Origin of the sequence: Streptomyces sp. HUAS CB01, from assembly GCF_030406905.1 — a bacterium.
Lineage (GTDB): Bacteria > Actinomycetota > Actinomycetes > Streptomycetales > Streptomycetaceae > Streptomyces > Streptomyces chengbuensis.
The window spans coordinates 47,044-60,918 of record NZ_CP129137.1 but is presented as its reverse complement, the minus strand read 5'-3'; the positions used below and the strand labels follow the sequence as shown (position 1 = coordinate 60,918).

The 13,875-nt window shown below is 66.1% G+C and carries 11 protein-coding genes and 5 pseudogenes; 8 read left to right on the top strand and 8 right to left on the bottom strand.

The genetic code is table 11. The annotated features are described in order from the left end of the window. Nucleotides 1–72: 72 nt before the first annotated feature. From QRN89_RS00320 to QRN89_RS00305, 4 genes and pseudogenes are all read right to left on the bottom strand, one after another. Nucleotides 73–619: pseudogene (locus QRN89_RS00320) on the bottom strand (IS5 family transposase); the annotation flags it as partial. Between the two features lie 248 nt (nucleotides 620–867). Continuing rightward, nucleotides 868–1,047, bottom strand: coding sequence for a hypothetical protein (locus QRN89_RS00315; protein ID WP_093662230.1), 180 nt, complete (start codon nucleotides 1,045–1,047; stop codon nucleotides 868–870). A 637-nt stretch (nucleotides 1,048–1,684) separates the two neighbouring features. Beyond that, on the bottom strand, nucleotides 1,685–2,254 hold the full coding sequence (locus QRN89_RS00310; protein ID WP_290347320.1) for a CGNR zinc finger domain-containing protein: 570 nt from the start codon (nucleotides 2,252–2,254) through the stop codon (nucleotides 1,685–1,687). Nucleotides 2,255–3,637: 1,383 nt separating this feature from the next. Beyond that, nucleotides 3,638–4,431, bottom strand: a protein-coding gene (locus QRN89_RS00305; protein ID WP_435833292.1) for an IS5 family transposase whose coding sequence is annotated in 2 segments (ribosomal slippage) — nucleotides 3,638–4,096 and nucleotides 4,099–4,431 — 792 coding nt in all. Because the reading frame shifts where the segments join, the coding sequence is not laid out codon by codon here. A gap of 276 nt (nucleotides 4,432–4,707) precedes the next feature. On the opposite strand from QRN89_RS00305, the gene QRN89_RS00300 reads away from it, so the two are divergent. The 4 genes and pseudogenes from QRN89_RS00300 to QRN89_RS00285 all read left to right on the top strand — a co-directional run bounded on the left by QRN89_RS00300 (nucleotide 4,708) and on the right by QRN89_RS00285 (nucleotide 8,320). Then, nucleotides 4,708–5,793 carry a homogentisate 1,2-dioxygenase gene (locus tag QRN89_RS00300; protein ID WP_244529905.1) on the top strand — a complete coding sequence of 362 codons (1,086 nt, stop codon included), beginning with the start codon at nucleotides 4,708–4,710 and terminating at the stop codon, nucleotides 5,791–5,793. A 47-nt stretch (nucleotides 5,794–5,840) separates the two neighbouring features. After that, on the top strand, nucleotides 5,841–7,115 hold the full coding sequence (locus tag QRN89_RS00295; RefSeq protein WP_143041590.1) for an alpha/beta fold hydrolase: 1,275 nt from the start codon (nucleotides 5,841–5,843) through the stop codon (nucleotides 7,113–7,115). Nucleotides 7,116–7,190: 75 nt separating this feature from the next. Continuing rightward, nucleotides 7,191–7,460: a YciI family protein gene (locus tag QRN89_RS00290; RefSeq protein ID WP_290347319.1), complete on the top strand. Its 270-nt coding sequence runs from the start codon at nucleotides 7,191–7,193 to the stop codon at nucleotides 7,458–7,460. Between the two features lie 37 nt (nucleotides 7,461–7,497). Beyond that, nucleotides 7,498–8,320, top strand: a pseudogene (locus tag QRN89_RS00285) (IS5 family transposase). 21 nt (nucleotides 8,321–8,341) lie between these two features. On the opposite strand, the pseudogene QRN89_RS00280 reads toward QRN89_RS00285, so the two are convergent. Then, nucleotides 8,342–8,443: pseudogene (locus tag QRN89_RS00280) on the bottom strand (IS5/IS1182 family transposase); the annotation flags it as partial. Between the two features lie 133 nt (nucleotides 8,444–8,576). Between QRN89_RS00280 and QRN89_RS00275 the strand changes: the two are divergent. The 3 genes from QRN89_RS00275 to QRN89_RS00265 all read left to right on the top strand — a co-directional run bounded on the left by QRN89_RS00275 (nucleotide 8,577) and on the right by QRN89_RS00265 (nucleotide 10,890). Next, nucleotides 8,577–8,984, top strand: a complete 408-nt coding sequence (locus QRN89_RS00275) for a nuclear transport factor 2 family protein (RefSeq protein WP_290347318.1) — start codon at nucleotides 8,577–8,579, stop codon at nucleotides 8,982–8,984. Nucleotides 8,985–9,346: 362 nt separating this feature from the next. Continuing rightward, nucleotides 9,347–10,258: a helix-turn-helix transcriptional regulator gene (locus QRN89_RS00270; RefSeq protein ID WP_290347317.1), complete on the top strand. Its 912-nt coding sequence runs from the start codon at nucleotides 9,347–9,349 to the stop codon at nucleotides 10,256–10,258. Between the two features lie 437 nt (nucleotides 10,259–10,695). Then, the gene (locus tag QRN89_RS00265) at nucleotides 10,696–10,890 is read left to right on the top strand and encodes a CGNR zinc finger domain-containing protein (RefSeq protein ID WP_356948594.1); all 195 of its coding nucleotides are present in this window, start codon (nucleotides 10,696–10,698) and stop codon (nucleotides 10,888–10,890) included. A 221-nt stretch (nucleotides 10,891–11,111) separates the two neighbouring features. On the opposite strand, the gene QRN89_RS00260 is transcribed toward QRN89_RS00265, so the two are convergent. Next, nucleotides 11,112–11,657, bottom strand: coding sequence for a CGNR zinc finger domain-containing protein (locus QRN89_RS00260; protein ID WP_290347316.1), 546 nt, complete (start codon nucleotides 11,655–11,657; stop codon nucleotides 11,112–11,114). A 76-nt stretch (nucleotides 11,658–11,733) separates the two neighbouring features. Between QRN89_RS00260 and QRN89_RS35750 the strand changes: the two are divergent. After that, a pseudogene (locus QRN89_RS35750) lies at nucleotides 11,734–11,859 on the top strand (IS630 family transposase); the annotation flags it as partial. 374 nt (nucleotides 11,860–12,233) lie between these two features. Here the strand turns inward: QRN89_RS35750 and QRN89_RS00250 are convergent. Together QRN89_RS00250 and QRN89_RS00245 are read right to left on the bottom strand one after the other, a co-directional pair. Next, nucleotides 12,234–12,635 (bottom strand): annotated as a pseudogene (locus QRN89_RS00250) (SDR family oxidoreductase); the annotation flags it as partial. A 255-nt stretch (nucleotides 12,636–12,890) separates the two neighbouring features. Beyond that, nucleotides 12,891–13,754, bottom strand: coding sequence for a DUF427 domain-containing protein (locus QRN89_RS00245; RefSeq protein WP_290347315.1), 864 nt, complete (start codon nucleotides 13,752–13,754; stop codon nucleotides 12,891–12,893). Between the last annotated feature and the right edge of the window lie 121 nt (nucleotides 13,755–13,875).

Here is a 13,875-nt window from a genome sequence, read left to right as displayed (position 1 = left end):
TTCTATGTGCCTTCCGGAACATGTCTGCCGCCCAGTCGACAAGGGGACCGCGCTCTGCGTTAAGGCCGTGTCCTATGTGGTGAGGCGGATGAGTAGTCGTTTGTAGCAGCAGAGGGCGGTGGCGAGGCCAAGGAAGGCCGGGTAGTTGCGGGGGTGGCGTTCGTAGCGGTGGTTGAGTCTGTGGTAGCCGGTGAGCCAGGACATGGTGCGTTCGATGACCCATCTGCGGCGGCCGAGTCGTTTGCTGGATTCGGTGCCTTTGCGGGCGATCCGGACTGCGATGCGTTTGCCGCGTATCGATTTTCGCAGTTCAGGTATGTCGTAGGCCTTGTCGGCGTGGAGTTTGCGGGGCTTGTAGTGCCAGCCGCGGTCGGGGTCGTGTCTCGATTGGAGACCGGCCACCATGGGCTTCAGTCCGCGGCTGTCGTGCGTGTTGGCTGCGGAGATGCCGACGACCAGGGGCAGTGCGTTCGCGTCCGACAGGACGTGCATCTTGGAACCCGCTTTGCCCCGGTCCACGGGGCTCGGACCTGTGAGTTCGCCCCCCTTTCTTGGCCCGGACGTACGCAGAGTCGAGGACCGTGCGGGTCAGGTCCAGCAGGCCGCACTCGTCGATTCGTGACCGCGCCCGCGGCCGCGATCGACGTCAGTTTGAGGAGGATTCTCCGGGGCTTCAAAGGGTTCCTTTCGCGGAGCGTCACGTCTCCGTGTCACGGGCCGGACGGCTCATGTCTCGATTTCCGCCAGGGGCACTCCGGCCAACGGTGAAGGCGACCGCCGGGAGTCCGGGCCCGCCGTCGTGTCGACGCGGTACGCCGTCAGGACTCCGGTGCGTCAATGCGCCGTGCCCGGCCGGAAGGCGTCGGGTCACAGACCGCCCATGCGTATGAGCCACCAGTCCGCGTTGTAGGCGCCGCCGTCCGCGTCGTGCGGGACGGCCGGCCGCTCTTCCACGGTGTCCTCCAGCCGGATGCGGTCCGGAAGCTTGGAGAACCTCAGGCTGCGCTGCAACTGCGCCGCGTCCACCGACTTGCTTTCCTGTTCCATTTCAACGCCTCCTGGCAGACCCCTCGCGGGGTGCTCGACTGCGGTCCGTCCCCTGTGGGTGACAGAGGCCCACGTGGATCCTTGAGGTGGATACGCCGGACGGTCCTGCGGATCCAGGAGCGGCACGGACCGACGTGCTCGGCCCGACATGCCGCGCCCCGGCGAAAGAGGGGCACATACCCTAGTGATCCGCTGAACGAAGGACGACGGCGAGAAGTTCCGCCCCCGAACCGTCACCGGACTTCTCGGCACCAGACGGCGGCGGCGTCGATGACGACGGGGATGTTGCCCGTGTATCGCGCCATGTCATCTCCTTCATGGCGTGAGCTGCAAATCATCCGCAGCCCACGAGCGTCCTCAGGCGACTTTTTCATCACCTGTTCATCAGGTGACGGCATGATGGCATCAAAAGAGGTCACCAGTCAAGCTAGTGACGAATCACGATCGCTCAGCGCGCCTCGCATCTCGACGCCCGCCGAGCGGCAGTGGCGCACATCCACGACGGCCCCGGGGCCCGTCGGCCCCACGGGGCGCAACCCGCGCCGGGCGGGAACGGACGGGGCCAGGCTCGACGGCGGCACCACGGCAAGGGGCGTCATGGCGCGACGGGGCCGAACCTGTCGCGAGCCTTCCAGGGCTACGGCGAGACCTTGGATGCCCTGCTTTTTCCACCCAACCGCTTGCGGGCGCGGTACGCCGCGGCCTTGAACTTGTTGCCGCACGGGTCCATGGCACACCACTCCCGACGCGCACCCCGGGATCGGTCGATGTAGACCTGCGAGCACTCGGGATCGCTGCACTCCTTCAGCAGTCGCACGTCCGGCCCTCCGAGGACCGAGACGGCGTCCTGGGCAACAGCGGCGAATGCCTGCTCGACAGACGCTTCGACGTGCCGCCCTCTCGAGGTGAGCTGCAGAACTGGGGTGGGCTTGCGCGCGTAGTCGTTGACGAGTGTCAAGGCGTCCCGGTCGTAGTCCTGGCCGGACATGGTCGCCAGGATGAGCCGATAGACGGCTTCCCTGAGTGTCAGGGCCTCTCGAAGGTCCGCGGCCTTGACGGTGATCTCGCGCTCCGTGATTCCGCTTTCACGAAACCACGCGCCGAGGCTCTCGGGTGTGGGCATGTCCTCACGCGGTTGGGAGCGGTGCCGGTAGCGCAGCGTTCCTGCGAAGTCGAGGGCCAGGGCACCTCCAGGAAATGCGTGCATGTCACCATCCTAAACAGTGACGTATCGGTACGCAAGGACCGACCCGAGGCCACCGAGAACCCCAATGAACACCGAACGGCGCGGCCTCACCTCGACGGCCCACCACGCCTCCCTGTGCGGATCAGCAGCATGAGGGCGTGAAACGCATGCCGGCCATCCGTGCCGCCTTCAGCGGCAACCGGGCACTCTGGACCAAACGGACTTCGACCTTTGGCTCGCCAGCCACACCACCCCGCACGCCGTGAACGGCAACCTCATCCGCTGGGCCACAGCCCGGGGCCTGACCGGCCCACTCGACCTGCCCAGGCGAGGATGCTCGTTCGCCGTCAACTTCCAAACGGCCGACGAGTACGACCAAAGGCCGCACCGCTGCCTCAACGACAGCACGCCCATCGTCGTCGCCGACTTGCTTGGGCCTCAGCCCCGGCGACAGCGGAGACGTGGGCCAGGTACGCCCTCGACAGCTGGACCCACGGGCGCGTCCGGCGTCCTGGTCAACCGCAGTCCGGGCGGTGCCTCGACGCGACGGGGCCGAGCTCGGCCGACGCAACCCGACTGCAGATCTGGGACTCCGCGGGCAGCGCCAACCAGAAGTGGGCCCTGCCAGCTGACCCACCCGGCGGACATCGGCCGACGCCCGGGGTGTGGGCCGGCGACTCGACCCCGCCGGCGGCAGGCCGCGACGTTCGCTGCGGTCGATGATCTCTGCCATGGCCTGGCGGGCGGCCTTGGACTTCACTGTGGACGCGGCCGTGTTGAAGGCCAGGCACCTGATCTCGAGACCCGGCAGGTCGACGAGTTCGACGTTTCCGTCGGTGCCCGCATCGAGCCTGTTGATCTGCTCCGGGGACATGGCGCGGGCCATGATTTCGATGTCACCCTTGTCGATCGCGGCGCCCATGGCTTCGGGGCCCTCGAAGGCGCGTACCACGACCTTGTCGTTGTCTTCAAACTGCCCCGGTAGAGGGGGTTCTTGGTGAAGGTGACGCTGGCGATCGTGTCGTCCTTGACAGTGGCCTTGAAGAGCGGATCCACGCGTGGACGACCGGCCTCGGTGACGATCCCGACGACGTGAGTTTCCGGCCCACGACGCGGGCGAGCTGTTCGACGGGCCGCTGCGCGTCCTCCGTCATGCCGCCCGGACCGGGCAGGAGCAGCAGGCCAAGTCCGTTGGTGCGGAAGCGTTGTCCGTAAGGCACCAGAGTCCGTGCCACTCCGGTCGGGCGGCCGTCGGCGGCACGGAGACCTGACCGAACCGAACTGAGGGTCTCGTCCGGCAGGCCAAGGATGTGAACCGGCGATCCGCCGGCTCGGCCGACTCCACCATCACTGCAGCCAGATGCGGTAGCAACCGCCCCAAACCGCCGACACTAAGAGGTCGTCTCATTTGGCGAGTCGGCGGTAGCAAATGAGGGTGCAGGCGATGGCGGTGAAGGCCAGGAAGTGTTCGGCCTTGCGTTCGTAGCGGCGGTGGAGCCGACGGCAGCCGGCGAGCCAGGCCATGGTGCGCTCGATCGTCCAGCGGTGACGACCCAGTCGTGTGGAGGATTCGATGCCCTTGCGTGCGATGCGGTGGGTGATGCCGCGCTTGCGCAGCCATCGACGCAGGTGGTCGTAGTCGTAGCCCTTGTCGGCGTGCAGCTTGGCGGGCTTGCGTCGGCGTGGGCCGCGGCGGGAGCGGATCGGCGGGATCCCACGGACCAGGGGCTGCAGGGCCTGGCTGTCGTGGAGGTTGGCGCCTGATATGCCGACGGAGATGGGCAGACCGGTCCGCTCGGTGATCAGGTGGATCTTCGAGCCTTTCTTGCCCCGGTCGACAGGATTCGGACCTGTCAGGTCCCCCCTTTCAGAGCCCGCATGTTCACCGAGTCGATCGCACACCTCGACCAGTCCAGGTCTCCGCGGGCGCCGAGTTCGTCCAGCACCAGGCGGTGCAGTTTGGCCCAGACGCGGGCCCTGCTCCATTCGCTGAACCGGCGGTGCGCGGTCGGCCCCGACGGGCCGAAAGACGGCGGTAACTGCTTCCATGTACACCCTGACGTGGCCACGAACACAATCGCGGCCAGTACCTCGCGATCTCCATACCGCCGTCGGCCACCACCTTGAGGCCGGGTCGGGGCCGGTGGCACCACCCGCGCGAACAACTCCCACAGCTCATCCGGCACCAGACGCTCCACGATGTCCACGACCGCAGACTATCGAACACGCCAAATGAGATGTCCTCTAAGGCACGAAGAGCGGACGTACGCGGCTACTTGGAGATACGAACGGCTCGATCGTGCGGCGGCGTCTCCCTGCGAGTACCCGTATACATCGGGCGTTCCACTGCCGGCACGTGGCGTGCAGCATCGTGTTCAACAGCTGGACACAGCCCAGGAGGTATTCCAGTGGAAATCAGGCCAATGCGCTCGTGGATTCACCACAGCCGGGGCGAAGTCCTTCGGCAGGCGGGCGTGGGACGACAGGATCTGGTCGGCATCTACGAGGACATGATCACCAGGCAGGGGTTCGAGGGCCGCGACGCGTACCTGTACCGGCGCAACGAGCCGGTCAAGTTCAAGCGCATCGAAGGCTCCGCGGCGTACCTCGACCTCGACGGGAAGCTGCTCGAGCCCACCGACCTTGCGTTCGCCGATGGCGGCCAGCTGAAGCTGTTCTACAACCCGGACGTGTCCATCTGGGTGAGCCGGCGCAGCGAGAACATGACCTACACGGCGCGCAACGCCGACGGGGATGAGCTCTACTTCGTGCACGAGGGCACCGGTGTCTTCTACACCGAGTTCGGCCCGATCCCCTACGAGCCCGGCGACTACGTGCTGCTGCCGAAGGGCGTGAGCTACCGGATCCGCCCCGCCGGTCCGGTCAACTACTTCCTGATCGTCGAATCGGCCGAGGAGATCGGCTTCGCCGACATCGGTCCGATCGGCCGCCGTGCTCCGTTCGACCCGGCCCTGCTGTACGTGCCCTCACCGGAGCTGGACGAGCTCGGTGACGGCCGCAACGAGACCGGTGAGTGGCCCGTTCGGCTCAAGTACGACGGCCAATACTCCACTGTGTTCTACGACTTCGACCCGATCGACGCCGTGGGCTGGAAGGGCGACCTGTTCCCCTTCAAGATCAACATCCGGGACTTCCGGCCGATCACGAGCGACCGCATCCATCTCCAGCCGACCGCACACAGCATTTTCGCCACGCGGAGTTACATCGTGGGCAATCTGCTTCCCCGTCCCATCGAGGCGGCTCCGGGCGTGGAGCCGGTACCGGCGTACCACCGCAACGTGGACATGGACGAGTTTGTGTTCGTCCACGGGGGGACCGCTCTCGGTCTGGAGGCCCCAGCGGCCAGCCTTTCTTTCCTGCCACGGGGCCTGCACCACGGCCTGCCCGAGGAAATCATGGAACAGATCCGCAAGACGGTGAAGCCGGGCGACTACATCGACATGGAGTTCATCTTCGTGGACACGGCGCGCCCGCTGCTCGCCACGCAGGAGGCCCTGGCCAGCAAGCGTCAGCAGCACTACCTCAAAGGCAAGAAGTAGTCCGGTCAGTAAGAGCGTCAAGCGACGGGAATTCCTGGTGATAGTACATGGCTGAACAGCAGAAAAAGATCAGTACCGTGGGCGTCGGCATCGCCGATTTCTCCGCCCTGCCGGAGAGGACCGAGACGACGGTCATCCCGGTCGCCGCCTTCGACGGTGTCGCCTCCCGGGGCGTCCTCTACACTCGGGGTGGCGAGCGGACAGTCGTGGTCGTGTCGCATCCGCGCGGCGACAATAGCCGGCATTACGCCGCTCCGGCTCTCCTGGAGGCCGGCTATGCCTTCTACTCCCACCAGACCCGGTCCTTGCACAACGACATCGACTGCGAGCACGAGAGACTGCTGCTCGACCTCGCGGCGGGACTCAGCCATCTGAAGAACAAGCTGGGCTTCGAGAACATCGTGTTCCTCGGAAACAGCGGCGGCGCATCGCTCCTGGCGTTCTACCAGCAGCAGGCGACCAGGACACCCCCGGACAGGCTGATGGACACCGCGGGCGGGGAACCGCTGGACCTCAACGCGGTGGAGATGCCCAGCGCCGACGGGTTCGTCCTGCTCGCGGCGCATCCCGGTCAGGGGCCGTTCATGCTCACCAGCATTGACCCCTCCGTCGTCGACGAGGATGATCCGCTGGCAACGGATCCAGAACTTGACATGTACAACGCAGCCAACGGATACCGCGAGCTTCCGGAGCCGAGCAAGTACTCGGAGGGGTTCCTGGAGCGTTACCGGGCGGCGCAGCGGGCACGGGTGGCCCGGCTCGATGCCCTGGCCCGCAGTCTGATCGCCGACCAGAAGCGTAACCGGCAAAGGATGCAAGATCCGGGGTTCGCGGACCTGCCCCTGGAGGAGCGCAGTCGCATAACGCGCCGCGCGGTGGTGGGCAGCTACATGGTCGTCCACCGGACCGAGGCCGACCCGGCGTTCCTGGACCTGAGCCTGCACGCCTGGAAGTCCACCCGGAAGCCCGGATCCATTCTCGGGCCCCGGCCGGAGGAGACCAACTACGCGCCAGGCGGGTTCGGTCGCGTGGTCACACCACGAGCGTGGCTGAGCACCTGGTCCGGGCTGTCGACACGGGCCAAGCTGCTCGAGTCGGTCGAGTCGATCCACGTACCGCTGTTCGTGGTCAACTTCACCTCCGACAGCCTCGCCTTCCCCGACGACAACCAAACCCAGTTCCACGCCAGCCCGGCCGAGGACAAGGCGATGCACTTCGTCGAAGCCGACCACTTCGGTCTGCCCCTCCCGCAGCGCGAACAAGCCCTGCGTCCCATCGTCGAGTGGCTCACTCCGCGGTTCTCCGCAGCACCCAGCAACTGAAAAACCCTCTTTGGCCGGAGCGGTGGATGGCACCGCTCCGGCGGATGGCACTGAACAACATCACCGGAGTGTGAAGTGAAGCATTTTGTGGTGACCCTCGATTTCACCGGAACCTCCATGGACCAGGAGGTGAGTGCGGCCCAGGCAGCTTTCGTGCACCGGCTGTACAACAAAACCGCCTTGGTTCTCGCAGGTCCGTTCGACGACGGCGAGGGAGGGATGGCCGTCCTGCGCTGCGACTCTCTTGAGCAGGCGGAAAAGCTCTACCGAGACAGTCCCGTCATCCGCTCCGGCCACGCCACCTTCAAGGTGCGTGAATGGAAGGTCCTGCTGGGCGAGATTTAGACCGTGTCCTATGTGGCTGGTGCTTGTTGGATGGTTCATGGGGCGGGGTACGTGGAGTTGGATTGTTCCGGACGGGTTGTGGGAGATCGCGAAGCCGCTGATCCCGCCGTCGAAGGTGCGGTCGCAGGGCGGCGGGACGCAGGACACATCGGACGAGACGCTGTTCGCCGCGATCGTCTATGTGCTGGTCAGCGGTTGTGCATGGCGGGCACTGCCGCCGTGCTTCGGCATCTCCAAGTCCACCGCCCATCGTCGGTTCGTGATCTGGTCCAGGGCCGGCGTCTGGGGACGTTTGCACGAGGCGGTCCTCGACCGGATCGACGAGTGCGGCCTGCTGGACCTGACCCGCACGGTCCTCGACTCTGCGTACGTCCGGGCCAAGAAAGGGGGGCGAACTCACAGGTCCGAGCCCCGTGGACCGGGGCATAGCGGGTTCCAAGATGCACGTCCTGTCGGACGCGAACGCACTGCCCCTGGTCGTCGGCATCTCCGCAGCCAACACGCACGACAGCCGCGGACTGAAGCCCATGGTGGCCGGTCTCCAAACGAGACACGACCCCGACCGCGGCTGGCACTACAAGCCCCCGCAAACTCCACGCCGACAAGGCCTACGACATACCTGAACTGCGAAAATGGATACGCGGCAAACGCATCGCAGTCCGGATCGCCCGCAAAGGCGCCGAATCCAGCAAACGACTCGGCCGCCGCAGATGGGTCATCGAACGCACCATGTCCTGGCTTACCGGCTACCACAGACTCAACCACCGCTACGAACGCCACCCCGCAACTACCTGGCCTTCCTCGGCCTCGCCGCCGCCCTCTGCTGCTACAAACGACCACTCATCCGCCTCACCACATAGGACACGGTCTTAGACACCGTTTCAGTTGGTGAGTCGGCGGTAGCCGGTGAGGGCTGCGGCAATGCCGACGAAGGCGAGGAAGTGCTCGGCCTTGCGCTCGTAGCGGCGGTGCAGTCTGCGGCATCTGGGCCATGGTCAACTCCATGACCCACCGGCTAACCGTCGACCCGAACAAAGTAGGGCAATACCTCCGCCCGAAACCCCCCGCGGCAGCCTCAACCAGTACCGAGCACCCTCTTACGCCAAGGAAGAATTTGTGAGTCACGCATCGCCCTCGGAAGTAGTCCGAGACTTCTGTGCAAACTTCGGGCCCACCTACGACGACGCCATCGTCATGTTCAAGCGACTGATCCACTCGAATGTCAGCTGGCAGTCCATCACAACCATCGACCACCCCGTGGAAAGCCTCGACGCGATGCTGGAGAACCTGCACCGCGCCCGTGAAACCATGGGGGCGGAACGATTTCGTGTGGACATACATCATATCCAGGACAGCGGAGACGTTGTTCTGTTGCACAGGACAGACAATGTCATGGACAAGGACGGCAAGCTGATACATGCGCTCGATATGATGTCGATGTTCCGCGTGAAATACGGGAAGATATGCTGGTCGCGGGAGTACTTCTTCGACTCGCGCTCTTTTGCCGTGGACTGGGAAAACTAACCAGCGCAGGCGCATCGACCAAGGCCGCCGCGACCTGTGCGTGGTGGTCACCCGGCTGCGGCGCCTGCGGCTACTGCCCTCGCGGGTGGTGGTCCACTTCGTTCTCGCGCCGGCCCTGTTCGAGCGCGGACTCGCATCCCGCCCTCGAAGCTGAACGCGACGGTGCTCCGGTTGTCATCCGACGGCGGCCAGCGTGGTCGATGGGCTGGACGCAGGGTCGACAGGGAGCGCGAGGTAAGGCGTGGCTGCCGTCCACTCTCGCCCCGGGGCGCCTTCCGGCCTGTGGACCAGCCTGCCGAGGTGGTCAAGGATAGTACTCACAGGGAGACCATCCGAGGCTGCCTGTAGGGCACCATGAGCGTGTGTACCCCGAAAGTGAGTTGGCAACATTCCTACGATCGCGCCGGGAACAGGTGAAACCCGAGCAGGTTGGGTTGCCGTCTTCCGGCCGGCGGCGGGTCCCTGGTCTGAGGAGAGCAGAGCTCGCCATGCTCGCCGGCCTGAGCATGGAATACCTGGAGCGCCTGGAGCAGGGCAGGGACACCAATCCGTCGGTCGCCGTGCTCGCCGCGCTTGCCCAGGCGCTGCAGATGTCTGACGACGACAAACGACACCTTGCGCTGCTGGCCATGAAGCGGCACACCTCCGCGCTGTTCCCCAGTCCCCGCCCGGTCAACGATGTGCCGCGCCCGACGTTGCCTGTGTTGCTGGATCTCCTGGATCCCACGCCGGCCTGTCTGCTGGGGCCGATCTGCAACATTGTGGCCTGGAATGCGTCGTGGGAGAGGCTGGGCAGGCCGTTGGGAGCGCTGGACAGCAACCCGCCCAACCTGCTGCGCAACCACTTTCTGACGTCCGCCTCGCGGCGGGTCTTCACCGGCGACGACTGGGCAGCAGCGGCGGACGAGCTGGTCGGCTTTCTGCGGTCCGGCCAACCGTACTGGGGCGACGACGACGACTTCCGGGCGCTGGTCCACGAGCTCAGCGTGGCTCCCGAGTTCGTGACCCGGTGGGCCGCCCACTCAGTCGCGTCCCAGCAGCCGGACATCAAGCAGATCTTCCACCCGGAAGCTGGGATCCTGCACATCACGGTCGAGATTCTCCACGTGGGGGACGGCAACCACTGGCTCCAGGTGTGGCTGCCGCGCAACGAGGAGACCGCGGCCGCGATCAGCGCGCTCCTGGACACGCCGATGCGCGCGATTCCCAGTGACACCGCGCGTCGGCAGAACCAGGCACCGCACAGCGCTCCTGATCCGGAGAACGGGGGGTGAACCCCGAGCTCGGACACCTGCCAGGACGTCGCTGTCCCGGCGGTCACCACCGGGGGGTCGACGGCGGCTTCGGCTGTTTCCAGGGAAGCATGTGCACGCAGGCGCTGAGCACTGGGGTTCCCCCGAGATGCGGCCACAACTCGTCCGGTACCAACCGCTTCACCAGATCCGTCATGCACCGCTCAACGAGCGATCACGCCATCAGAAACGGGGTCTAACGCCCGAGCGCGGGAGCCGTCGACGGCCGCCCGGGAGAACCACTCTCCGCGCACCCCGCGGCGCACCTGAGGGCGAGCGCACACTCTCGCAGCACTAACCGTATATTACCACTTGACAGGTTAGGGGTGGCGAGGGGTCAGTTATCGTCCCGTGCTGGACGATAACGGCTCACCTGGCGCCTGAGTGCTCCGGCCGACCGTGAGCTCGCCGCTCGTGCCGTGATCGAATGGGACGGCGTCAGGCGCACGGCTTCGAACCGGCTGAGAGCCTGCGGGAATGACGAGTGCACCTTGTTCCTTCTCGACCGGTCGAAGAACAACAGTGCGCGATGGTGCTCGATGTCCAGCTGTGGCAACCGGTTGAAAGCCCGCCGCCACGACGAACGCCAGAAGAACAAGGTCACGCCGCACTGACCGACACGCTGCCGTTTGCTTCTCGCGTCACCGCCCAATCGGGGTCATACCGTGCCAGAGCGCTCAAGCGCGGCCCCGTTGCAGTCGCCCGCAGCCAAGACCTGGCCGGACCAGATGTTGGATGCCAGCAGGCGACGCACTGCTTCGGTCCGGATCGTTACTGCCCGCCACGGTGCCCGCAGACCCCTTGAGTGACGAGTCCGGGCCGCCGTGGGCGGTGGTCACGGAGGCCCGCCGCTGCGGTGACGAGCGAAGCTACGTGCGGCCCGCACGCGGTTTCCGCAGCGCTTCGAATGCCAGCGTCTGCGAGGGTCGGTACGCAAGAACAGCACCACGCAGTCGTCCGCGGCGCACTCGACGAGGTTCTCTGATGCTGCGGCGAGATTCACGACCGCGCTGGCCAAGCCGGCCAGCAACTCGGTCAGATTGTTCGCGTCCGGTGATCCGCTGGCAGCGAAGTGGACCGCACTGTTCCAGTCGCCGTCGAGTTGCTCTGCCCTCGGAGCCGCCACGCTCGCAGCGTTGACAACGTCCAGGTCCTGGGGTGGTGGGGTGAGACCTGCACTGCGGGCGCGCAGGATCCAGCGGGCACTGTCACGCAGTTCAAGCAGCGCCGCATGGTCGCGTCCCGAGATCGGAGAGTCGTAGCCAAGCTCTCCGGAGAGCCATCCGGCCGCAGCGTCACGGTTGGCGAGCTGGTCGATCAGTCCGGTTGGCCGGTCCAAGCGCGTATTGACGAACGCGAGGGTGCGCTGGCTATCAAACACGACAACAGTCTACTGACCTTCAAAGCGTGGTGTCGGCGGGGCTGACGGTTCATGATCCCTGCGGTATGCCGATGGCCTGAGGTATGGGCAGGGGGGCGGACTGACCGACGAACGGCGGGCCTTCCGAGAGAAGTTGAGGATGGAGGCGGCCGAGCGGTTCTGGCAGGGCGACGAGACCCCGGTCATCGCTCACGACCTGCGGCCCCGGTGCTCGGAAACGGGCACGCCGGGTGCGGGAAGCGGTCCGGGGAAACGGACCGGTCGACGAGACCGGCACCGCGCCCCGGATCGACTTCACCACCCACCTGACTGCCGGAATGCGCCGCTACATCGCCGACGGCGACTGGCTCACCGTCTACCAACTGCCGCCCTACGCACCCGACCTCAACCCGGCATCTGGTCCGTGCTGCGACGCACCACCACAGCCAACCGTGCATTCGCCTGCCCCGACGAGCTGATCACCGCCGTCCGGCGCGGCCTCCGCCCGCTCCAGTACCGCCCCGACATCCTCGACGGCTGCCTCACCGGCACCGGCCCTCCGGCGCCAACCTGCATGACGACATCACGCATTCAAGATCAGTAAACGGCCAGCGAACGGGTCGCTGCGTTCACCGAACCGTTGGTCGCCGCCACCGTGAGAAAACCGGGATCCGGCTCGAGAGTGGCCACCCCAGAAAGCAGCACGAACGACCCGTCCTCGGCATCTTCGGAGCGAAGCGTTTGGGCCGGCATGATCGGACCCACGACCTTCGTGTGGAAGGACAGCGGGATCGCCTCTGGGCTCAGCTCTCCGACGGCGCCGCGGGCCCTCGCCGACACGGTAGACACCACGTGATGGACGCTGCCCACCTCGTCGGCCGGAGCCGCGATGGAGGTGTCGTCCGTAACGTCGACATACTTCACGGAGACAGTCGTGTCCGTGTACGCGGCCTCGAGTGCCACCCGGTTGCGACCTGCGGCGACCACATGCGCCCCTCGGCCACGGCTGCGTCGACAATCGCCCGAGCGATGCCGCTCCCACGCCCGACGACGAGGACCGTCTCACCCTGCAAAGAACCCGTCACCACGGGCTCCTCCGATTGGTCCGCACGACACCAGAGCCCCGTGCGCCGTACGCGGAGATTCGGGACATGAAAATCCTGGAGGCTCACTCACCGAATCGCGAACGACCGCCGAACGGCAGACCCGTCCGCCATCGTCGGGCGGCCTCTGCTGCCCGTGGCGGACCCGGTTTCAGCGGGAGAAGACCTCATCGGTTCCCAGGCTCCGGTCTACCCCATGGGGTACTGCGGCGTGCTGGCCCGGCTCGAGGTGCAGCCGCTCACCGTCCAGGTAGACCTCGACCTTGTCGGGCTCGAAGGAGACAAGGTCGTCGATCCGCCCGACCTCGGTGTAGGCCTCACGGTAGGACCAGGCCGCCTTCTTGGACTCGCCGATGTCGTAGTAGCTGGCCAGCCCCTTGTAGGGGCAGAACGTCTGGCTCTCGACCGACGTCAGTTCCTTCCTCTGGATGTCCTCGCGCGGCACGTACCACCGCGGTGCGAACCCGGACTCGTAGAGCACCACCGGCCGGGTGGTCCGCGCGATCACCGTGTCCCCCGAGCGCACCTCCAGGGTGCGGGAGGTGTCGCGGATGTCGATGCGGTGATAGGGGTCCGACGCGTGCCCGAGAATCCGATCGTCCTCCTCGTAGAAGGCGTCCATGGCCCTCCATGCGAACGCGACCCGCCCCTCCAGCTCACTGGCGTACGGGGGCAGCCCCGTGAGCTGCCACGCCGCGCGTTCAGTGCGATGGCCCGCGGCGTCCACTGTGAACCAGGACGTCTCACCGAGCTCACGGTGCTGGGTGGTGCGTGCGCTGGCCTCGAGGACGTCCGGGCGTACCGACGAGAGCGGGAAGTAGGCGACCGGATAGCGTCCCGGCTCGTACAGCAGCACGACGTCCTCGCTGTCCGCGATCCATTCCCCGCTGTACTTCACCTTCATCCTGCGGCGCAGCCGCTCCGCGAAGAGCAGCCTTTCCGGCAGAGGCTCGGGGGTGAGGAACCTTCCGAGCGCGGTGGAGGAGAGCGGTCCCTGCTGCCATGACAGTCCCATGGCCGGTTCCTTTCATCGAACGCGGGGCGAACTGCGTCGGCGTCAGCCGGATCCAAGGTGATCCAGACTCTGTCGAGCCGAACCCGCAGCTAATGCGTAAAGTAAAGGTAGAACCATTAGA